Below are 21,548 nucleotides of genomic sequence, written 5' to 3' on the forward strand. Positions count from 1 at the left end.
GACCGGCGGCGATCCCTGGGGACTGCCTGCCATCAACGACGGCGCACGGCCCCAACCGGGACCGGGCGCACTGCGTAGCGTGGGGGTCAGACGGTCGCGGGTGGTCCGCGCTGCGGCGGGCGGAGGTAGGGCGTGCCCGGCCGGACCGGCGTTCGGACGGGGCGCAACGCCGCCGCCATGACGAACGCGATCGCCGCCAGCAGGACGATCGGATCGATCCCACCGAGCGCATGGGCGCTCAGCGCCGTAAAGGCGCAGGGCATTTCGGTCTGGCCGTGGTCGCCGGGTTTCTCGTGATCCGCCATGTCGGGGTGCATCGCCGGCATCGCGGCGGGTGCGACGCCCGAACACAGTGTGATGGTGACGCGCCCATCCTGGCTGGCCACCATGTACCCGGCCGGCACGATCAGCTTCAGCGCCAGCGCCGCCAGACAGACCAGCACGGCGATATGACGATACGCTAGAATGAGGCTGCGGAGTGCGGACACGGAGGGACCGCTACCGCGATTGCCGGGCGCTGTCATCGGGACAGGATGTCCCGTGTCGATTTCTACGGGTGCGGGTCGGTCGGAGCGTCGCCGCCCGCCATCATCCCGCCGCCGCCACCCACGCCACCACCACCGCCGCCGCCGCGCCCGGACCGATCCCCTCCCCCGCGCCCGCTCGACCCGGACGGCCGCGCCGGACCCTGCGGCGGCAACACCAGCCCGGCCGGCACGGGGTCGAGATCGAGTGCAGCGCGGATAAAATCGCGCAGCGACACGACGAGGTCATGGGTCGGCACCGGCCGCCCGGCGACCAGTTCTTGCGCGGCCGTCGCGGCAAGCTGCACCTGCGCATCGGTGCCGAGCAGGATGATGTCGGACAGTGCGGCCTCCACCGCGTCGCGGATCCGGCGCGTCCGGTCCGACCCGGCGGCGCCAGTCCCGGCAACGGTGAGGTCGATCGCGGTCGCCTCAGTCGCCTCGCCTTGCCGGCGCAGGTCGCGCAGATGCGCCGGATCAACCGTCAGGTTGCCGGTGAACGATCCGCCCAGCGTCTTGTACGCCGCGATCAGCGTGCGGAGCCGCTCGTTGATCTGGCGGTTCATGCGCTCGCGACGCTGCTGGATCGTCATCATCGTGACCAGCCGGATACCGACGCCGATCAACGTGACCAGCACCAGCCCGAACAGTGTCGCGAACACGCTCTGCCACGAACTGAAATCGATATTGCGCATTGCACCCCGCTCGCCCGCAGACCACGGACGTCACGACCATGAAGAACGGACAACGCGACTTGCGAGAATTTCGGGCCAAAATTGCGACGATCGCACCGCCGGGACGTTGCGATGGCATGAAGTTGAAGACGATGCGGGTGCGACGCACCCATGCAGGGCGGACGCTGCCCATGGTTCTGGCGGCGCTGGCCGCGATCTCGATCCCGCACGGCGGCATGGCGCAGACGCCTTCGACCGACAGCATCCCGGTCGCCAAGACCGCGGTCACCGGTCCGATCGTGGCGAACGTCTATGCCAAGGTGGGCTGGCGGACGATCTGGACGCCCGGGCTGATCGCGGCGTTCGATCGCGTGCTGGAGGATCGCGGGCGGCACGGGCTCGACCGCGTGGCGTTCCTGCCGGACCCGCTGCCCGCGGCGTCGCCGGTGGCGGCGGACATCGCGCGGACGGAGGCTGCGCTGGCTTATGCCGCGGCGCTGGCCTACGGGCGCGTCGATCCGGCCACGCTGCATACCGTCTACACGCTGCCGAAGGCGAAGGCGGACCTCGCCGCCGGGCTGGCGGGGGCCCTTGCAGTCGACCGGCTCGCCGCCTGGTTCGACGGGCTTGCGCCGCAGGACGACGAGTACCGCCAGCTGTCCGCCGCCTACCTGACGTTCCGCGCCAAGGCGTCGGTCGCGCCTGCCGCGCAGCCGATCGCGGCGGGACTGATCCGGGTTGGCGACCGCGATGCGCGCGTCGCGGCGGTGGTCGAGCAGCTGACCGAGAACGGCTATTTCACGCCCGCGACGGCGGCCGCACGGACCGGACCGGTCCGTTACACGCAGGCGATGGCCGATGCGTTGAAGGCGTTGCAGGACGATTACGGGATCGCGTCGGACGGTGTCGTCGGCCCCGATACGCTGAAGGTGATCAACCTCGGCCCCGGCGACCGGGCACGCGCGATCGCGGTGGCGCTGGAACGGCGGCGCTGGCTGTCGCGCACGACGCCCGAGACGCGGATCGACGTCAACACCGCGGCGGCGCAGCTGCGCTATTACCGCGCCAGCACGCTGGCGGACGAGCGCAAGGTGATCGTCGGCGAGCCGGGGCACGAGACGCCGCCGCTCGCCTCGCCGATCTTCCGGCTGGTCGCCAACCCGACCTGGACCGTACCGAAATCGATCCAGAACGGCGAGATGGCGAACACCGACGAGGCCTATCTGGCCGCGCACAACATGGTGCTGAAGGACGGCTGGATCGTGCAGCAGCCGGGGCCGGACAATGCGCTCGGCCTCGTCAAGTTCGACATGGCGAACGACCAGGCGATCTACCTGCACGACACCTCCGCACCCGCGCTGTTCGGCCGCAGCCAGCGCCACCTGAGCCATGGCTGCGTCCGAGTGGAGGATGCGCAAGGCTTCGCGCAGATGATCGCCGAGGATCAGGGGATCGGGTCGGAATGGTATGTCGCGCAGGCGTCGGGCGAGACCCAGTTCGTGCCGATCCCGACGCGGATCCCGGTGCGGCTGCTCTATCACACCGTATTCGTCGACGATGCCGGGCGGGTCGCGTTCCGGACCGACGCCTATGGCTGGAACGACCCGGTTGCCGAGCGGCTGGGCTTCACGCCGAACGCGGCGCGCAAGGTGGAGGCGAAGGCGATCGATATCGGGCCGTGAAGGCATCGACCCGCGGCGTGCATCGTGCCAGAGGATCGCACTACCGCACGGATAACGCTTGATGATCCTGACGACGCTGACGACGCTCCCGTTCCTCGCCGCCCTGTTGCTGGCGCTGTGCGGTCGTGCGTCGCGGGGCGTTCATATCGGGATCGCAGGGGCCGCGAGTGCGGTCGGGCTCGGACTGCTGCTGCACGCCGCGCCGGGGGTGCTGGCGGGCACGCCGCTCACGCTACGGATCGGCTGGGTGCCGGCGATCGATCTCGATTTCAGCCTGTGGCTCGATCCGCTCGGGCTGCTGTTCGCCGGGCTGATCCTGGGCATCGGCCTGCTCGTCGTGATCTATGCGCAGGGCTATCTGGCGAAGGACGAGCCGACCGGGCGGTTCCTCTCGTTCCTGATGCTGTTCCAGGGCGCGATGGTCGGCATCGCGCTGTCCAACAACGTCCTGCTGATGCTGGTGTTCTGGGAGCTGACGAGCCTGTCGTCGTTCCTGCTGATAGGGTTCTGGCGGGACCGGGCCGATGCGCGACAGGGCGCGCGGATGGCGCTGGCGGTGACGGGCGGCGGCGGGCTGGCGCTGATCGGCGGGCTGTTGCTGCTCGGCCAGGCGGCCGGGACCTATGATCTGGCGACGATCCTGACGCGCGGCGATCTGGTCCGCGCGTCACCGCTCTACCCCGCGATCCTGGTGCTTGTGCTGCTCGGCGCGTTCACCAAGTCGGCGCAGTTTCCGTTCCACTTCTGGCTGCCGCACGCGATGGCCGCGCCCACGCCGGTCAGCGCGTACCTGCACAGCGCGACGATGGTGAAGGCGGGCGTGTTCCTGCTCGCGCGGCTGTGGCCGGTGCTGAGCGGGACCGACCTGTGGTTCGATCTGGTCGCCACGACGGGTCTGGCGACGATGCTGTTCGGGGCGGCGGTCGCGCTGTTCCGCAACGACCTGAAGGCGATCCTGGCCTATTCGACGATCAGCCAGCTCGGGCTGATGGTCATGCTGCTCGGTTTCGGCACCGCCGCGGCGGTGACAGCCGCGCTGTTCCACATCCTGAACCATGCCGCGTTCAAGGCGGCGCTGTTCATGAACGCCGGGATCGTCGATCACAAGACGGGCACGCGCGACATCACGCGGCTGGGCGGGCTGGCGCGGCTGATGCCGATCACCGCGACGCTCGGCACGCTGGCGGTCGCCGCCATGGCCGGGCTGCCGCCGCTCGGCGGGTTCATCTCGAAGGAAATGATGCTGGAGGAGAGCCTTCACGCGGGGGACGGCTGGCTCGTCCCGCTGCTCGCGACGCTCGCCGCGCTGCTGTCGGCCGCCTACTCGCTGCGTTACGCCACGCAATATTTCGGGGCGCGGCGGACGGGCGAGATCGCGGCGCCGCATGACCCGGGCCTGGCGATGATCGGACCGTCGGTGGGGCTGGTTATAATCGCGCTCGTGCTGGGCATGCTGCCGATGACGATCGCCGGGCCGCTGGTCCGGGCCGCGACTGGCGCGGTGATCGGGGGCGCGCCGCCGGGGCTGGATCTGGCGCTGTGGCACGGCATCAACCCGGCGCTCGGGATGAGCATCGTCGCCGTCGCGGCGGGTGCGCTGCTGCTCTGGCGGCGTCCGCCGATCGCGCGCTGGGTCGCGGATCAGCGCAGGCCCGACGCGAAGGTCCTGTTCGATACCGCCATGGCCGCGGTCGTCGGCGTGACGCGGCGTGTCTCGCTCGCGGTCCACAAGCCGTCGTTGCAACGCTATCTCTTCATGCTGTTCGCGGTCGCGGTTGCGTGCGGGATCGACGGCGCGCTGACGACCGGCGGCCTGCCCGTCGGTACCCGCCCGACGCAGGCCGCCTCCCCCATCGCGATCGTCGCGTGGTTCGCGCTCGTCATTGCGACCGGCACCGTGGTGATCGCGCAGCGCCGGCGGTTCCTGGCGCTGGTGTTCATCAGCGTCATCGGGCTGGTCATGGCGCTCGCCTTCATCCGGCTGTCCGCGCCGGACCTGGCGTTGACGCAGATCGCGGTGGAGGTCGTGACGATCCTGCTGATGCTGCTCGCGCTCCATCTGTTGCCGAAGATCCCGCCGCGGCTGTCCGACACGCCGCGCCGGGTGCGCGATGCGGTGCTGGGCATCGCGGCCGGGATCGGCACCGGCTGGGCCGCCTGGGCGATCATGACGCGGGAGACGCGCACGTCGGTTTCGTCCTGGCACTGGGCGCACAGTTACTCCGGCGGCGGCGGCAAGAATGTCGTCAACGTCACGCTCGTCGATTTCCGCGCGTTCGATACGCTGGGGGAGATCATCGTGCTCGGCATCGCCGGCCTCGCGATCTACGCGCTGCTCGAACCCGCGGCGCGCGGTGCGGCCGGCCGGCGGCTGCGCGAATGGCGCGCGGACATGCCGCATTCGCCCGAACGCCACCCGATGATGTTCGTGATGGCGACGCGGCTGCTGCTGCCGCTGGCGCTGCTCGTCGGAATCTACATCTTCCTGCGCGGGCATAACCAGCCGGGCGGCGGGTTCATCGCGGCCTTGGTTTTCGCAATCGCGATCCTGCTCCAGTATCTCGCCTCCGGGTTCGACTGGACCGACGACCGGCGCAAGATCGGCGAGCATCCGCTGATCGCCATGGGCGTGCTGATCGCGGCGGCGACCGGGCTCGGCTCGCTGGCGTTCGGCAAGCCGTTCCTGACGAGCAGCTTCGGCCATTTCACGCTCCCGCTGGTCGGCGAGTTCGAGCTGGCGACCGCGACTTTGTTCGACACGGGCGTCGCCTGCGTCGTGGTCGGCGCGGTGATGATGGCGCTCGCCCAGCTGAGCCATGTCGCGCAACGTGCCGCGAAATACCGCGAACCGGATGCGGAGCCGCCGCGATGAGCCTCGAATTCCTGATCGCCAGCGCGATCGGCGTGCTGACCGCGGGCGGCATCTATCTCGCGCTGCGGGCGCGGACTTTCCAGGTCGTGCTGGGGCTCACCCTGCTGTCCTATGCGGTGAACCTGTTCCTGTTCGCGGTCGGGCGGCTGATGGTCGATCGCCCGCCGCTCTACGCGCCCGGCGTGACCGACCATGCCGATCCGCTGCCCCAGGCGCTGGTGCTGACCGCGATCGTCATCACGTTCGGCATGACCGCCTTGGTCGTCATCCTGTCGCTGCGGTCGTTCCTCGAAAGCGGGTCGGACCAGGTCGACGGCATCGCCGATCCGACGCGGGACGAAGCCGAATGACTGTGCTCGACCATCTCGTCATCGCCCCGGTCGTGATCCCGGCGATCGTCGCGCCGCTGGCGTTGCTCGCGATGCGGCGCCGGCGGCGGGTCGGCGTCGCGCTGTCGCTGGCGGGCTGCGTCGCGATGCTGGCCGCGGCGCTCGCGCTGTTCGGCATCGCGCAGGACGATGCGATCCGCGCCTATCCGCTTGGCGACTGGCCCGCGCCGTTCGGCATCGTGCTGGTGCTCGACCGGCTGTCCGCGACGATGCTGGTGCTGGCCGCGGTGCTGGCGCTGGTGGTGATGATCCATGCGGTCATCACCGCGGCGGACCGGCGCGGCTGGCATTTCCACCCGCTGTTCCATTTCCAGCTGCTCGGCCTGAACGGTGCGTTCCTGACGGGCGACCTGTTCAACCTGTTCGTGTTCTTCGAGGTGCTGCTGATCGCGTCCTACGGCCTGATGCTGCACGGCCAGGGGGCGGACCGGCTGAAGGCGGGGGTCGCCTATGTCGTGGTCAATATCGTCGGATCGGCGCTGTTCCTGATCGCGCTGGGGCTGCTCTACGGGCTAACCGGTACGCTGAACATGGCCGATCTGGCGGTGCGCGTGGCAACGCTGGGCGCGGCGGATCAGGGGCTTTTGCGGATCGCGGCGCTGCTGCTCGTCACGGTCTTCGCGCTGAAGGCCGCGGTCGTGCCGCTGCACCTCTGGTTGCCGCGCACCTATGCCGCGACCGCGCCGGTGGTGGCCGCCTTGTTCGCGATCATGACGAAGGTCGGCGTCTACGCGATGATCCGCGTCATCCCGCTGATCTTCGGTGACGGTGCCGGGGCCGCGGCATGGGTCCCTGCACCGTGGCTGCTGCCCGCCGCCGTCCTGACCGCAGTCATCGGGTTCGCGGGCATCCTGGCGGCGCGCGCGATGCGCGAACAGGCGGCGTTCGCGATCGTCGGATCGACCGGCACGCTGCTGCTGGCGGTCGCGTGCTGGACGCCGACCACGACCGCGGCGGCTCTCACATACCTCGTCCACGCGGTGATCGCGGGCGCAGCCCTGTTCCTGGTCGCCGACGTGACGCAGCGGCGGCGCGGGCAATATGGCGACGCGCTGGTCCCCACGCCGCGTTTCGCCGGGCAACAGGCGGCCGGGCTGCTGTTCCTGGCCGCCACCGTCGGTGCCGTCGGTCTGCCGCCGCTGTCGGGCTTCGTCGCCAAGCTGTTCATCCTCCAGTCGAGCTTCGCGCTGCCCGGCTGGTGGGTGATCTGGGCAACGGTGCTCGGCACCACGCTGATCGGCGTGATCGGCTTCGCGCAGAGCGGCAGCCGTCTGTTCTGGAAGTCCGCCCCCGACTCCGCGCCGATCACCGGCCCAGTACGGCCGCGCGCGGAGTTCATCGCGCCCGCTACGCTGATCGCGCTCCTCGCGCTGCTCACGATCGGCGCCGGCTGGGTCACGGCGCAGATGCAGGCAACCGCGGCGCAGGTCTACGCGCCCGAGCGCACGATCGCCGCGGTGCTGGGGGAGGCTCAGAAATGATGAAGCGCATCCTGCCGCACCCCGCGCTGTCGGCGATGCTCTTGGTCGTCTGGCTGCTGATGGCGAACGGCATTACCGCCGGCGGCGTCGTGCTGGGCGCGCTATTCGGCGTGCTGCTGCCGAAATTCACTGAACCGTTCTGGCCGGATCGGCCGCGCATCCGGTTCGGGCGGGCGCTGCTCATCTATCTCGTCACGGTGCTGTTCGACATCGTGGTCGCCAATTTCCACGTTGCCGGGCTGATCCTGTTCCGCCGCAATGACGGCCTGCGTTCGCGCTGGCTGGTGATCCCCATCGCGCTCACCACGCCGGAGGCGATCACCGTGCTGGCCGGGACGATCAGCCTGACACCAGGCACCGTCTCCGCCGACGTCTCCGCGGACGGGCGCTTCCTGCTGGTCCACGCACTCGACGTGCCCGATCCGGCGGCGGAGATCGCGCGGATCAAGGCGCGCTACGAGGCCCCCCTGCTGAGGATCTTCCGATGATCACGGTGGCACTATATATCGCCGCGGTCGCGATCGCGCTCGCGCTGCTGCTGAACGGCTGGCGGCTGCTCAAGGGGCCTGCGCTCGGCGACCGGATCGTCGCGCTCGACACGATGGTGATCAACGTCATCGGCGTGATCCTGCTGATCGGCATTGCAGACGGCACGGCGACCTATTTCGAGGCGGCGCTGCTGCTCGCCATGGTCGGGTTCGTCAGCACGATCGCCTACTGCAAGTTCGTCCTGCGCGGGGATATCGTCGAATGAGCGCGCTGCTGGACATCGCGGTCGCGGCGCTGCTGCTGCTCGGTGCGGCATTCGTGCTGATCGGCAGCTGGGGGCTCGTCCGCCTGCCAACCACGATGGAGCGGTTGCACGGGCCGACCAAGGCGACGACGCTCGGGCTCGGCGCGCTGCTGCTGGCGAGCGTGCTGTTCTTCCAGTCGCGCGGGATCTGGTCCGCGCACGAGCTGCTGATCTCGCTGTTCCTGTTCATCACCGCGCCGATCTCGGCCAACATGATCGCCAAGGTCCACCTGCACCGCCGCCGCACCGGGGCGAAGGTCGAGCCCGACGGCATCGCGGGCGAACCGCCGCGGCCGAGCGAGGACGGCGACTGGGCGACGTTCGAGGCACCGCAGCAGGATACGCAGGCATCGACCGCGAACAGCTGATCTAGGTCTGGGGCGCGCGCATCGGGTCGCATCAGTTGCCCCGGACCCGTTTGGTTCGAGCTTGTCGAGAACCGTCCGCAGAGTTCTCGACAAGCTCGAACCAAACGGGAGAGGAGTTAGGGTCTCGCTAAAGATTCCGCGCTCAACGCGCCCACATACCCTCTCACCCCGTCATGCCGAGCGCGGGCAGGGGCGCTGTGGGCTTCTCGACTGCGCTCGAGATAAACGGTTCAGGAAGCCGCTATCGCATCCTGCAACGCCGCGCCGGGACCGTCCGTCCGCCATTTCGTCACAGCTTCGACAAGCGCCGCCATCGTGACTTCGGACGCCCCGATCGCGGGCGCGAAGATGCCCAGCTCTCGGGCGAACCGCGTCACCACAACGCCCACATCGTCGGCCTCGGCCCAGATCGCGGCGTAGCGCGCGTTGAACGGATCGCTCGCGATCGCCGGCGCGCCCGCCGTGTAGGCAATCCACGCCGCGAGGCTCATCAGGTGGAACGGGCTTGCCTGCCCTCTCGCCAGCCGGTCCGCGACCGTCGCGATCCAGCGTTGTGGCAGCTTCTGCGATCCGTCCATGGCGATCTGGTCGAGCCGGTGGTGGAGGTCGGCATTGCCGAACCGGTCGAGGATCGCGGCAATGTACGCCTCCGGGTCGAGCCCGGCGGCCGGGGTCAGGCCGGGGACCGCTTCCGTCCGCATCTGTGCCACGACGAAGGCGCGGAGCAGCGGGTCGGCGATCGCCTGGTGGACATAGTCGTGACCGAGCTGCAGCCCGGCATAGGCCAGTGTCGAATGACTGGCGTTGAGCAGCCGCAGCTTGGCGAGTTCGAACGGCGCGACATCCGTGACGATCTGCGCCCCCGCCGCCTCCCAGCGCGGACGCGGGCCGGCGAAGCGGTCCTCGATCACCCATTGGCGAAACGGCTCGGTCACCAGCGCCGCTGCGTCCTCGACGCCAATCGTCGCGGCGACCGTGGCGCGGTCCGCGGCGGTCGAGGCGGGCACGATCCGGTCGACCATTGTATCGGGTGCTGCGACATGCGTGCGGGTCCAGTCCGCCAGGCCCGCATCGGACGCGTCGAGGAACGCGCCGAGCAAGGCCATCAGCAGCGTGCCGTTGTGCGAAAGATTGTCGCACGACACGAGCGTCAGCCCCCCCGCCCCGTCCGCGCGACGCCGCGCCAACCCGGCGGCGAGAAAGCCGTAGATCGTCTGCGGCGTGTCGCCGCGCAGGTCGGCGGCGACCGCGGGATCGTCGGTCCGCAACCGGCCGGTGGCGGGATCGCGATAATAGCCCTTCTCCGTCACGGTCAGCGTGACGACATGCGTCGCGGGGTCCGCAAGCGCAGCGATCACCGCGTCGGGGTCCTCCGCCGCGACCAGCAGCGTGTCGATGACGGTCACCAGCCGGGTCTCGCCCGCGCCGTTCTGCCGATCGGTCACGGTGTAGAGCCCGTCCTGCGGGGCGAGCGTATCGCGCACTGCCGGCGAGCGCAGCGACACGCCGGTGATCCGCCAGTTCTCGCCCACGGCCGCCGCATCCTGCGTATAGATTGCCTGATGCGCACGGTGGAACGCGCCGATGCCGAGGTGGACGATCCGCCGAACCGGACCCCTTCCCTCGACAGTCCGCACGACATCGCCGGACAGCGCGGACAAGGTTTCGCGCGACAGTCTCACAGCTTGTACGCCCGGCGAACGAGGCCGCTCGTCAGTTCCTGCGCCAACTCGGCCGCCTCCCAGTCCTCCAGCCGATGTTCCGCCACCAGCCGCGCCAGGAAACCGCAGTCGATCCGCCGCGCGACATCGTGCCGCGCCGGGATCGACAGGAAGGCGCGCGTGTCGTCATTGAACCCGACCGTGTTGTAGAAACCGGCGGTCTCGGTCGTCATCTCGCGGAACCGCCGCATGCCCTCCGGACTGTCGTGGAACCACCAGGCCGGCCCCAGTTTCAGGCAGGGATAATGGCCGGCGAGCGGCGCCAGTTCGCGCGAATAGGTGCTCTCGTCAAGCGTGAAGAGGATGATCGACAGTTCGGTCGAGGTGCCGAACCGGTCGAGCAGCGGCTTCAGCGCGTGGACATAGTCGGTGCGGTCGGGGATGTCGGCGCCCTTGTCGCGGCCGTGGCTGGCGAACAGGCCGGCATTGTGATTGCGCACCGATCCGGGGTGGATCTGCATCACCATGCCGTCCTCGATGCTCATCCCCGCCATCTCGGTCAGCATCTGCGCGCGGAACAGTTCGGCATCGGCCGCGGTCCAGTCGCCGCCGACGATCCGCGCGAACAGCGTCTCGCATTCCGCGGGCGACAGGTTCGCGGTTGCCGCGGTCGGGTGGCCGTGGTCGGTCGCGGTGACCCCGGCCGCGCGGAAATCGGCGCGCCGCTTGCGGTGCGCGGCAAGGTAGCCGTGCCAGTTGTAGACATCCTCGCCGGTCAGTTCGGCGAAGCGCCGCATCGCGCCCGCGAACTGCTCATGCTCGACGTCGATCACGCCGTCGGGGCGATAGGTGCTGACGACGCGCCCGTTCCAGCCGCTCGCCTGGATGCGGTGATGCGCGTCGAGGCTGTCGTGCGCGCCCTCGGTGGTGGCGAGGAAGTCGATCCGGAACCGGTCGAACAGTGCGCGCGGGCGGAACGCGTCGGTCGCCAGTTTCGCGCCGATCGTGTCGAAGTACAGGTCGGCCGTCGCAGCTTCGAACGCCACGTCCATCCCGAACACCTCGGCAAACACATGGTCCAGCCACATCCGCGACGGCGTGCCGCGGAACAGGGGATAATGCTCGGCCAGCACGCGCCATGCCTCGCGCATCGCCGTCTCGGGCGCGACGCCGTGCCGCGGGATCGCCAGCCGGTCGAGATCGATGCCCTGGCTGTAGAGCATGCGGTAGAGATAATGGTCGGGCGCGAGCAGCAGCGAGGTCGCGTCGGTCCAGTGATGGTCGTCCGCGAACCAGTTCGGGTCGACATGGCCGTGCGGGCTGACGATCGGCAGGTCGGCGATGCCGGCATACAGGCTGCGCGCGATGGCGCGCGTCGTCGGATCGGCGGGAAACAGCCGATCGGGGTGCAATTCCAGACGCCGGGTCATGCCGGGGCTCCTCTGCCAGTTGCGATCCCGCGCTCCGGCCCCCCGCATCGTCGCGGGGCCGCGCAGCCGCGGACCGCCGAATAGCGGGGTTTGCCCGCGCGGTGAAGCGGCGTCCGTGCCATCGCCGCACGATGACTGGCATCACCGGCCGGATGTGATAGCGCAGAGCCATCATCTGGCCTGCGAGTATGCACAGCGTGTTTGAATCGAATATCCCGGCACCGGCCGGAGAGGCAGCGATCCGTTACGACGTCCTGATCGTCGGCGCGGGCCATGCCGGGACGCAGGCGGCGATCGCGTTGCGGCAGCGCGACTATGCGGGCAGCATCGCGCTGCTCGGCGACGAGCCGGAACTGCCCTACGAACGGCCGCCGCTGTCGAAGGATTATCTGGCGGGCGACAAGCCGTTCGAGCGCATCCTGATCCGACCGGAGAGCTTCTACGCCGCGCGCGACATTACGCTCTTGCCGGGCCGGCGGGTGGTGGCGGTCGATCCCGCGGGGCACCGCGTGACGCTCGCCGATGGCGGGACGGTCGGCTACGGCACGCTCGTCTGGGCAACTGGGGGCCAGCCGCGGCGGCTGAGCTGTTCTGGCCATGCGCTGGCCGGTGTCCACGGCGTGCGGACGCGGGCGGATGTCGACCGGATGATGGCCGAACTGCCCGCGGTGCGCCGCGTCGTGGTGGTCGGCGGCGGCTATATCGGGCTGGAGGCGGCGGCGGTGCTGACCAAGCTCGGCAAGCCGGTCGTGGTGCTGGAGGCGGAGGACCGTGTGCTGGCGCGCGTGGCCGGGGCGCCGCTGTCCGCCTTCTACGCCGCCGAACATCGCGCGCGGGGCGTCGACCTGCGGCTCGGCGTCACAGTCGCCTGTCTTGAGGAAGCCGACGGCGCGGTCACCGGCGTGCGGCTGGCGGACGGCGAGGTGTTGCCGTGCGAGATGGTGATCGTCGGCATCGGCATCGTGCCTGCGGTGGAACCGCTACTGGCGGCGGGCGCGGCGGGCGGCGATGGCGTGACGGTCGACGACCATTGCCGCACCACCCTGCCCGATGTGTTCGCGATCGGCGATTGCGCGGGCCATGCCAACCCGTTTGCGGGCGGTGCCGCGATCCGCCTCGAATCGGTGCAGAACGCGAACGACCAGGCGACCATCGTCGCAAAGGGGCTGACCGGGGCGGCCGAACCCTATCATGCGGTGCCGTGGTTCTGGTCGAACCAGTATGATCTGAAGCTCCAGACCGTCGGGCTGTCGACCGGCCATGATCTGGCGGTGCTGCGCGGCGATCCCGATACGCGTAGCTTCTCGGTCGTCTATCTGCGCGACGGGCGGGTGATCGCGCTCGACTGCGTCAACAGCGTGAAGGACTATGTCCAGGGCCGCGCGCTGGTGGTGGCGGGTGCGGAGATCGCCCCGGCCCTGCTCGCCGACGCCGCCGTCCCGCTGAAGGCGCTGATACCGGTCGGGTGATGCCGGCCCTTTGCGGTAGGTCGGAACGCGCATACATCGGCTCGGAACCAGGGCGCGTCAGGTGCCCATGAGGCAACAGGAGACCGTCATGACGCCACCATCCCGTCGCGCGATACTCGGCGGGGGTGCGATGCTGGCGCTCGCCGCGACGCCGCTTGCCGGACAGGTGACTGCGCAGGACGAGGTGATCGAACTCTGGCCCGGCCCGCCGCCCGGCAGCCGCGGCACCACGATCACCCGCTCGATCGAGCAGAAGGGGCGCGATCCCGCCCACCCCGACCGCTGGGTCCGCGGCATCGCGCGCCCGCTGCTGGTGGTGCGGCGCCCCACGCGACCGAACGGGTCGGCAGTGCTGCTGATGCCGGGCGGCGGCTATGGCTTCCTGTCCTACGATAACGAGGGCGAGGAGCAGGCGAAGTGGCTCAACGCGCGCGGGATCACCGCCTTCATCCTGATGTACCGCCTGCCCGCGGAGGGCTGGGACGGGCGCGGCGACGTGCCGTTGCAGGATGCGCAGCGCGCGATGCGGACGATCCGCGCCGGCGCACAGCGCTTCGCCATCCGGCCGGACCGGATCGCGGTGCTGGGTTTCTCGGCCGGCGGGCATCTTGCCGGATCGCTCGCGACGCGCCATGCGGAGCGGGTCTATTCACCGATCGACGCGACCGACCGGCTGAGCGCGCGGCCGGACCTGGCCGGGTTGATCTATCCGGTCATCAGCCTGGATGCGCCGTTCACGCATGGCGGTTCGCGCGACAATCTGCTCGGGAAGGATGCACCCGCCGCCGCGCTGCGGGCGCGATCGGTCGAGCGGCGCGTCGATGCCGCCACCCCGCCGGTGTTCCTGGTCCACGCCGCCGACGACGATCTGGTGCCGGTGGCGAACAGCATCGCGATGTTCGATGCGATGCGGACCGCGAAGCGACCGGTTGCAATGCATGTGTTCGAGGATGGCGGCCACGGTTTCGGCACGCGACTGCCCGCGACGCAATCGGCATCCGCCTGGCCCAACCTGTTCGTCACGTTCGCGACGCGGCAGGGTATCCTGCCGGGCGGCCCGACCTGAATTCGATTGTCCCCCCGGCCGCACGACCGGGGGGACACAGCCTCACTTGAACGTGTAGCGCGCGCCGATCGCGAAGGTCCGGCTGAGCAACGTGGTGCCCAGGTTGAACTGTTCCGGGCCGCCGGTATCCTCGAACTTGTAGTAGGTCTGCTGCTTCGACTTGGTCAGGTTCACCGCGTCGAACGTAAGCCCCAGCCGGTCGTTGACGTTCAGCGTCAGCTGGAGATCGAGGCTCTTTTCCGGGTTGCGCCACACGCCGATCGGGTTGGCGAACAGCCGCGCCTCGTTGTTGGCCAGGAACGCCTTGCGCCAGATGTAGGACAGCCGCGCGCCGATGGGCCCGCGATCATAAGCGAGCGTCGTATTGTACGACAGATCCGACACGCCGAAGAAGGGCGACGTCGCCTGCCCTGTGATGTTGCCGGCCGCATCAGACAGCGGGATGTTCTGTTTCGAATCCAGCACGGTGACGCTGCCCTGGAATCCCAGGCCGCGGAACGGGCCCGGCAGATAATCTGGGAAATAGGTCAGCCCCGCCTCGATCCCCTTGAGCACGCCGTCGGACGCGTTGACCGGCCGCGTGATCGCGAACGAGTTGGTGGCACCGGCGACGATCCCGTTGTTCAGGATCGTCTCGCGCACCGTGAGCGGCACGACGAGGCCGTCGACCTCGCGCCGGAACCCGGTGACGAAGATCGCGCTGTTGCGATCGAAATACCATTCGGCCGCGACGTCGTAATTCTTCGACTCCGTGGGCCGCAGCGTCGCGGTACCCGCCGTGCCGCTGCCGTAGCCGACATTGGTCAGATCGCCGGTCAGCGCGAAGTTCGGGTTGATGTCCGAGAAGCTCGGCCGGCGCAGCGTCTGGCCGTAGTTGAAACGCACGCGCAGCTTGTTGGTGATCTCGTACCGCGCGGTGAAGCTCGGCAGCCACTTCGCCGAACCGGTCGAGACGAAGGTCTGCGCGCCGTTGGCGTACCGATCGAAGAAATTATAATCGGTGTCGACCGTCACGTGCCGCACGCCGGCCTGCAGCTTCAGCGGCCGGCCGAAGATCGACAGCTCGGCATCCGCCTGGATATAGGCGGCGAGCGTGGTTTCGGTGATGTCGAACACGCGTTGCAAGGCCAGCTGGTCGGACGTCTTCAACCCATACAGCGCGCGGACGGTGTCGGCATTCTCGTGCAGCCAGTAACCGTTCGGCAGGACCCAGCTGGTCGGGCTGTCGCTCCGACCGTCGAAGAAGTCCTTGTTGGTGAACTGCGCTTCGGACGGCAGCGATGACAGGGTGCGGCCAAGATTGGCGGCGTCCTGCGTCCGGACCGACGTTGCCGCCTTGCGGTTGTCGTAGCGGAAGCCCGCCTTGATCTGGCGCAGGAAGCCCTCGTCCCAGCCATAATAGCCGTCGAGCGTGCCGGTCAGCGCGCTGCCCTTGTCGCGATTGGCGTTGTCGTAGAATTGCGCGACGTTCCAGATGCTGGGGTCGGTCAGCAGCGCGTCATTGTCGAAATGATAGGACGGAATGCCGCCGCCCGCGTTAAAGTCGACGTTGATCTGGTTGGCGGTCCGCTCGGTCCGCATCGCGTTGAACGACGTGGTGACCTTGCTGGTCTGATATGCGACGTCGCCGATGATCTTGCCGCTCGACCCGAGATCCCATTTGCCGTTCACCGCATAGACGAAGCTGTCCGTCTTCGACTTGGTATAGTCGCCGCTGTTGAACCCGTAGACGCTGTTGGCGGTGCGCGACTTCACGATGTTGGTACCGTCGTACAGCGTCACCGGCTGCGGATTGCCCCAGAAATCGACGAAGCTGAACTGCAAGCTGTTGAACGTTTCGCCCCGGAACCCGGCGTAGAACGCCTCGGCCGTGTAGACCGAGCTGCTGTTCGGCGCCCATTGCAGCGCGATGTTCGCCGACGGCCGCTCGCGCTTGCCGTACAGGTCCGAACTGAAGATCGCGTCGCGTGACAGATAATAGGGCGTGGTGACGCCGTTGATGTTCAGCGTCGAACCCGGCGTGGTCGGCAGGCCGCGGTCCAGCCCGGGCGTCCAGTTGCCGTTGGTGGCGCCCGGGAAGATCCGTTCCAGCGGGGCGAGGCCGGACCCGGCGGGCGGCGTCTCGGTTGCGAACGGCACGAACGCGCCGGCGGTGATCGTCTGGTCGCGATATTTGGTGCGCGTGTAGCTCCCGTTCACCAGCAGGCCGATGTCGCCGATGCCGGTTTCCCAGCGGTTGCTGACGAGCAGCGCGGCGTTCGGATTATAGCTGTCGGCCTGCTCGTTGTAGATCCCGCGCGCCAAGCCCGAGATCGCAAACCCGTCGAAATCGAACGGGCGGCGCGTGGCGACGTCGATCTGGCCGGCCAGCCCGGTCTCGATCTGCTCGGCCGCGCGCGTCTTGTACACGTCGACCTGCTTCACGAGGTTGGCCGAGATGTCCTGCAGCGCGAACGCCTGCCCCGCCGCGGTGAAGATGTTGCGACCGTTCAGCGTGGTGAGCGCGTCGGGCAGGCCGCGGATCGAGATCGCGGCGGCCTCGCCCCCCGTGCGGTTGGTCACCTGCACACCGGTCACGCGCTGCAACGCTTCGACGACATTGTTGTCGGGCAGCTTGCCGACATCCTCCGACACGATCGAGTCGACGATCTGAATCGAATTCTTGCGCACGTTCAGCGCCCCGACCAAGCTGGCGCGCACGCCGGTGACGACGATCGCCTCCTCGCTGCCGTCCACGGCGGGTGCGGCGGCGCCGGCTGCGGGCTGCTCGGTGTCGGCAGTGGTGGTGACCGCAGGCGCGCTGTCGGTCCGTGCGGGGGTGCCGGTCGGTGCGGAGTCCGGGCGATCCTGCGGCGTGGTGGGCACCGCCTGCGCGTAGGCCGGTGAGGCAAGCACCAGCGCGAGAACGGACGCAGAACAGAGTTTGAATGCCTTGATCGCCATGCGACCTCTCCCCGATTCGTTATCGTGGCCTTGTTGTCGGCCTACCATTACTCCGACAGCCGCTATGCCTGCTTGGGGCTTTACGCAAGCGGTAAGTTACGGGTCTGTCGCACAGCGAAATATTTGGCCCGAGCGAGGGGCGGACGCCGCCAAACCTGCCGTTTCAGCGGCCGGGCGTCAGCCGGTACAGGGCGGCGCCATGCGATGCAATGGTCCGTGTGATGCGATCTGACACCGTTGCCTCGTCACGCCGCGTCCAGAGATCCCGCACGCCGAGCCGGCCCGACAGTCCGAGCAACGCGAGATCGAGCGACACGGTTCGCTTGCTTTTGTCAGTGTTGAACAAGGCAAGGTAGTGATCTTCGGTACCCGGCACCCGCGCCGACCAGACGCGGATCCCGTCCGCGATGTAGTGCGGCTGGTTGCCGTCGCTGCGCTGGTTGACCGCGATCACTTCCGGATTGGTCAGCAGCGCCAGCGTCGCGTCGTCGAGGTGGCGGAGGTCGCCGCCCATGATCAGCGGCGACCGCGCGATCGCCCACAACGTCATCAGCGTCCGCTGCTCGTCCGGCGTGAACTTCGTGTCCCGCGCGCCCAGCGCCAGCCGCCCGAGCGGCAGCATGTCGGCGTCCGGCCACGCCCCCGGCGCACGGTGCGCGTTCCAGTTCTCCAGCCGCACGAACTGCGCCTCCAGCAACGCCCATTCGTCCCAGAAATCGTCGCTGATCCGCCACATCTGCGCGTAGCGGCGGACATGGTCGGCGCGTGGCACCGGCGTCTCGCCCGGCGACAGGCTCAGGATGATCGGCCGGCCGGTCGCGCCGATCGCCTTGTGCGCCGCCTCGATCTCGGCCGCGTGCGCATCATAGGGACGGCTCATGTCGTCCATCTTGACGAAGTCGACGCCCCACGACGCGTAAAGCGCGAACACGCTGTCATAATAGGCCTGCGCACCGGGTTTTCGCATGTCGACGCCGTACATGTCGGGGTTCCAGGCGCAGATGCTGGTGGTATCGGCGATGTCGCGCGCGCGGTACCGCGTCCCCAGCACCGGCAGGTTGCGCTTGACCGCCAGCCGCGGGATACCGCGCATCAGGTGAATGCCGAACCGCAGGCCCAGCGCATGGACCCGGTCGGCGAGCGGGCGGAACCCCTTGCCGCCGACGCTCGACGGAAACCGGTTCGGCGCGGGCAGCAACCGGCCATGGCCGTCCATCGCCGGCGTCGGGCGGGCATTGTACGTGTAGCTCTGCGCCTCAGGTTCGTACCACTGGATATCCACGGTGAAGATGTCGTAGCCCGCGGGCAGCAGCCTGGCCGCCATGATCCGCGCGGTCTCGATCGCCTGCGCCTCGGTGATCGTCGTCGCGAAGCTGTTCCAGCTGTTCCACCCCATTGGCGGGGTCGGCGCGAGCAGCGGCGGACGCGACGGCGGCGCGGGTTGGGCACGCACCACCCCTTCCCCGCCGATCGCGGTCGCGGCGAACGCGCCGGCCAGCAGCGTGCGGCGATCGACCGGCGCGATCATGGCTCAGCGCACCAGGAAGGTGGCGGACGCGCGCTCGGCAGGCGTCGCGGTGGTGCCGAGCATTAACCCGCCGTCGCCGCGCCGCATGGCCATGCCCGGCCGCCCCGCCGCCACGAACGTGATGCCCCGTGGATCGGTCAGCCCCGGCCGCGCGATAAAGCTCGCCTGTTCCGCGAACCCGCGGCCGCCGTTCTTGGCCGCCAGCGCGATCCGCCCGTCGCCCTGCGCGACCAGATAGCGGTCGGGCGCATCAATCGGCACCAGCGACACGCTGCCCCGCCCGGCAATGCCCGGCACCTGACGGAACTGGCTGGACGTGATGTCGCCCTGCCCCACCGACACGCGGTCGCCGTCATGGCGCAGGAAGCCCGCATCGCTGCCGACCGCCGCGAACCGGTCCGGCAGCGGTCCGTTGCCGACCGGGATGCCGAAATCGGGCGTGCCGTCGGGCTTGTAGTAAAAGCGCTGCATCCGCGTGTGGCGGTTCGGATCGAACAGCGGATCGCCCTTGATCGCGGCATAGTCGCGCCCGTGATAGACGAGCACGTCGCGGCCCTGCTCGTCCACCGTGAAGCTGTTGTGCCCCGGCCCGTAGACGTTGGTGACCGTCGAGGAGACGAACACCGGCAGCGGCGATTTCGTCCAGGAGCCCACGGTCATGATGTCCGCATCGGCGCGCGCGCTGAGCATGCCGAGGCAGTAGCGCGCGTCGGTCGCACTCGCCGAATAGGTGATGAACAGCCGCCCGTTGCGCGTCAGCAGCGACGGCGCCTCGGCAACCTTGTACCCCTGGATCTCCCAGTCCAGCGTCGGCACGGCCAGCCGGATCGGCGGTTTCGCCAGCGTCAGCGGCGTGGCGAGCGGCGCGAGGTAAAGGTTGCTGTTCGTCTCTATCCCCGGTTCGCGCTGCGCCCAGCAAAGATAGCGCGTGCCGCGATGGACGAACGACGTCGAATCGAGGTTGAAGCTGTCCCACGGCGTCTTCAACTGGCCCAGCACGGACCAGCGCGCCGTCATCGGATCAGCCCCGTCCGCGACCAGGGCATAGGTGCGGATGCGGAACACGTCCTCCCCGCCCCCGCTCGGCCCCGCGGCGAAATACACGATCCACTTGCCGTCGATCAGGTGCAGCTCGGGCGCCCACAGGAAGCCGGACATCGGCCCGCTGGCCAGATGCCGCCACAGCACGCGTTCCAGCGCAGTCGTCAGCCCGGCCAGCGTCCGCGACCGGCGCAGCACGATCCGGTCATATTCCGGGACCGATCCGGTCATGTAGTAATAGCCGTCGTCGTGACGGAACACCTGTGCATCCGCCCGCTGGCGCACCACTGGATTGCTCGGTACCGGCGCGGCCGCGGGCGCCCCGCCGGGCAGACGCGCGATCGCGCCGCTGGCCGATACTGCGCCGGCACCGGCCACGAACAGGCGGCGTGAAACTGCGATCATCATTGATACTCCGCTGTCGGCCAACCATCGGCACCCCAGGCGATCGGCGCGATCCGGAGCGTGGGCACGCCGTCCTTCGTCCGGTCATAGGCGTGGTAGACCACATAATCCCGCCCGTCGGCATCGTGCATCACGCCCGGATGGCCCGGCCCGCGAAACCGCTGCTGCTCCTGCAGGTCGGCGCGCAGCAGGATCGTGCCGCCGCCGTTCAGCATCGTACTGCCGTCCTTGCCGAGATACGGCCCGGTGATCGCCTTCGCGCGGCCGACGACGGTGTAGTAGGTGCTGTTCACGCCCTTGCAGCAATAATCATAGCTGGCGAGCAGCCAGTGATAGCCGCCGTGCCGGATGATGAACGGCGCCTCCACCGGGTCCGGCCCGCCCGCGGGGGCCGGACGCCGCGCGATCGCAAAGGGCTTCTCCTTGGGATCGAGCAGCTTGCCGGTCCGCGGATCGAGCGCGAACAGCTTCAGCCCGCTCCAGAAACTGCCGAGCGCCAGCCAGTGGCGGCCGTCCGCGTCGACGACATGGTTGGGGTCGATCGCGTTGAAATCGTCCGCCGGGGTGGACATCACGACCATCCCCTTGTCGCGCCAGCCATAGCCCGGCGCGGCCGGATCGAGCGTCGCGCTGGTCGCCAGACCGATCGCCGAGCGGTTCGACCCGAATGTCGACACCGAATAATAGAGCCGGTACCGCCCGTCCGCCCCGCGTGAAATGTCGGGCGCCCACATCCCCTTCGTTCCGGGAACCGCCTTGGTCGCCCAGTCGGGCAGCTGGGACAAGGGTGGCGTACCGGCGGTCCAGTGGATCAGGTCGGTCGACGTCCGCGCGCTGAGCATCTGCCCGTCGAGGCCGGTGCCGTAGACATAATAGGTTTTGCCGGCGCGGATCATGACGGGGTCGTGGACCGGCGCGATATCGCCCGTCATCCGCGCGTTGAGCGCCCCGCGACGGGCGGCGGCTTCCGGCTGCGCCTGTCCCGACGCGCTCCCCGCCAGCATCAGGGCGATCAATCCCGTCGCCCAAACCCGTGAAGCCATCGTCGCACTCTCCCCATCGCCGCCCGCCGGTTGTTCCGGCCGGGCCACCGACTCCGGCCGGGCGGATCGCCCGTTCGGATGGTCGGTTTCAGTATTTCTACTCCGACATATGCGGTCGCGACGAGTTTGACAATCGACCCCCCGCGCTTCTCGTCTTGAACGTTCGAGGGCAGAGGTGG

The 21,548-nt window shown here is 68.9% G+C and carries 17 protein-coding genes; 9 read left to right on the forward strand and 8 right to left on the reverse strand.

Annotated elements, in window-relative coordinates:
* Positions 1-86 precede the first annotated feature (86 nt).
* Together IEX50_RS01865 and IEX50_RS01870 are read right to left on the reverse strand one after the other, a co-directional pair.
* Positions 87-488, reverse strand: a complete 402-nt coding sequence (locus tag IEX50_RS01865) for a DUF2946 family protein (RefSeq protein WP_229673579.1) — start codon at positions 486-488, stop codon at positions 87-89.
* A gap of 62 nt (positions 489-550) precedes the next feature.
* Positions 551-1,219: a hypothetical protein gene (locus tag IEX50_RS01870; protein WP_157177245.1), complete on the reverse strand. Its 669-nt coding sequence runs from the start codon at positions 1,217-1,219 to the stop codon at positions 551-553.
* Positions 1,220-1,335: 116 nt separating this feature from the next.
* On the opposite strand from IEX50_RS01870, the gene IEX50_RS01875 reads away from it, so the two are divergent.
* From IEX50_RS01875 to IEX50_RS01905, 7 genes are all read left to right on the forward strand, one after another.
* A complete protein-coding gene (locus IEX50_RS01875) occupies positions 1,336-2,880 on the forward strand; it encodes a L,D-transpeptidase family protein (RefSeq protein WP_229673580.1) in 1,545 nt (514 codons plus the stop codon).
* Positions 2,881-2,941: 61 nt separating this feature from the next.
* Entirely contained in the window at positions 2,942-5,752 is a 2,811-nt protein-coding gene (locus IEX50_RS01880; protein ID WP_157177246.1) for a monovalent cation/H+ antiporter subunit A, read from the forward strand.
* The gene (locus tag IEX50_RS01885) at positions 5,749-6,102 is read left to right on the forward strand and encodes a Na+/H+ antiporter subunit C (protein ID WP_157177247.1); all 354 of its coding nucleotides are present in this window, start codon (positions 5,749-5,751) and stop codon (positions 6,100-6,102) included. Before IEX50_RS01880 ends, IEX50_RS01885 begins: the two co-directional genes overlap by 4 nt.
* Entirely contained in the window at positions 6,099-7,622 is a 1,524-nt protein-coding gene (locus IEX50_RS01890) for a monovalent cation/H+ antiporter subunit D (RefSeq protein WP_157177248.1), read from the forward strand. The genes IEX50_RS01885 and IEX50_RS01890 overlap by 4 nt, the downstream gene beginning before the upstream one ends.
* A complete protein-coding gene (locus tag IEX50_RS01895; RefSeq protein ID WP_157177249.1) occupies positions 7,619-8,110 on the forward strand; it encodes a Na+/H+ antiporter subunit E in 492 nt (163 codons plus the stop codon). Before IEX50_RS01890 ends, IEX50_RS01895 begins: the two co-directional genes overlap by 4 nt.
* The gene (locus IEX50_RS01900; RefSeq protein ID WP_157177250.1) at positions 8,107-8,376 is read left to right on the forward strand and encodes a K+/H+ antiporter subunit F; all 270 of its coding nucleotides are present in this window, start codon (positions 8,107-8,109) and stop codon (positions 8,374-8,376) included. Before IEX50_RS01895 ends, IEX50_RS01900 begins: the two co-directional genes overlap by 4 nt.
* Complete coding sequence (locus IEX50_RS01905; protein WP_157177251.1) at positions 8,373-8,783, forward strand: Na+/H+ antiporter subunit G; 411 nt, start codon at positions 8,373-8,375, stop codon at positions 8,781-8,783. Before IEX50_RS01900 ends, IEX50_RS01905 begins: the two co-directional genes overlap by 4 nt.
* A gap of 230 nt (positions 8,784-9,013) precedes the next feature.
* Here IEX50_RS01905 and IEX50_RS01910 read toward each other — a convergent pair whose 3' ends face one another.
* Together IEX50_RS01910 and uxaC are read right to left on the reverse strand one after the other, a co-directional pair.
* A complete protein-coding gene (locus tag IEX50_RS01910) occupies positions 9,014-10,465 on the reverse strand; it encodes a mannitol dehydrogenase family protein (protein WP_229673582.1) in 1,452 nt (483 codons plus the stop codon).
* A complete protein-coding gene (gene uxaC / locus IEX50_RS01915; protein ID WP_157177252.1) occupies positions 10,462-11,874 on the reverse strand; it encodes a glucuronate isomerase in 1,413 nt (470 codons plus the stop codon). The genes IEX50_RS01910 and uxaC overlap by 4 nt, the downstream gene beginning before the upstream one ends.
* Positions 11,875-12,071: 197 nt before the next feature.
* On the opposite strand from uxaC, the gene IEX50_RS01920 reads away from it, so the two are divergent.
* Together IEX50_RS01920 and IEX50_RS01925 are read left to right on the forward strand one after the other, a co-directional pair.
* Positions 12,072-13,343: an NAD(P)/FAD-dependent oxidoreductase gene (locus IEX50_RS01920; protein WP_229673584.1), complete on the forward strand. Its 1,272-nt coding sequence runs from the start codon at positions 12,072-12,074 to the stop codon at positions 13,341-13,343.
* Between the two features lie 88 nt (positions 13,344-13,431).
* A complete protein-coding gene (locus tag IEX50_RS01925) occupies positions 13,432-14,409 on the forward strand; it encodes an alpha/beta hydrolase (protein ID WP_157177254.1) in 978 nt (325 codons plus the stop codon).
* Between the two features lie 42 nt (positions 14,410-14,451).
* On the opposite strand, the gene IEX50_RS01930 is transcribed toward IEX50_RS01925, so the two are convergent.
* From IEX50_RS01930 to IEX50_RS01945, 4 genes are all read right to left on the reverse strand, one after another.
* Positions 14,452-17,352 carry a TonB-dependent receptor gene (locus IEX50_RS01930; protein ID WP_157177255.1) on the reverse strand — a complete coding sequence of 967 codons (2,901 nt, stop codon included), beginning with the start codon at positions 17,350-17,352 and terminating at the stop codon, positions 14,452-14,454.
* A 163-nt stretch (positions 17,353-17,515) separates the two neighbouring features.
* A complete protein-coding gene (locus IEX50_RS01935; RefSeq protein ID WP_157177256.1) occupies positions 17,516-18,880 on the reverse strand; it encodes a glycoside hydrolase family 27 protein in 1,365 nt (454 codons plus the stop codon).
* Positions 18,881-18,883: 3 nt separating this feature from the next.
* Entirely contained in the window at positions 18,884-20,329 is a 1,446-nt protein-coding gene (locus IEX50_RS01940; RefSeq protein WP_157177257.1) for a family 43 glycosylhydrolase, read from the reverse strand.
* On the reverse strand, positions 20,326-21,369 hold the full coding sequence (locus tag IEX50_RS01945; protein WP_157177258.1) for an arabinan endo-1,5-alpha-L-arabinosidase: 1,044 nt from the start codon (positions 21,367-21,369) through the stop codon (positions 20,326-20,328). Before IEX50_RS01945 ends, IEX50_RS01940 begins: the two co-directional genes overlap by 4 nt.
* Between the last annotated feature and the right edge of the window lie 179 nt (positions 21,370-21,548).

The sequence above is a fragment of the Sphingomonas prati genome, assembly GCF_014643515.1.
Lineage (GTDB): Bacteria > Pseudomonadota > Alphaproteobacteria > Sphingomonadales > Sphingomonadaceae > Sphingomonas_R > Sphingomonas_R prati.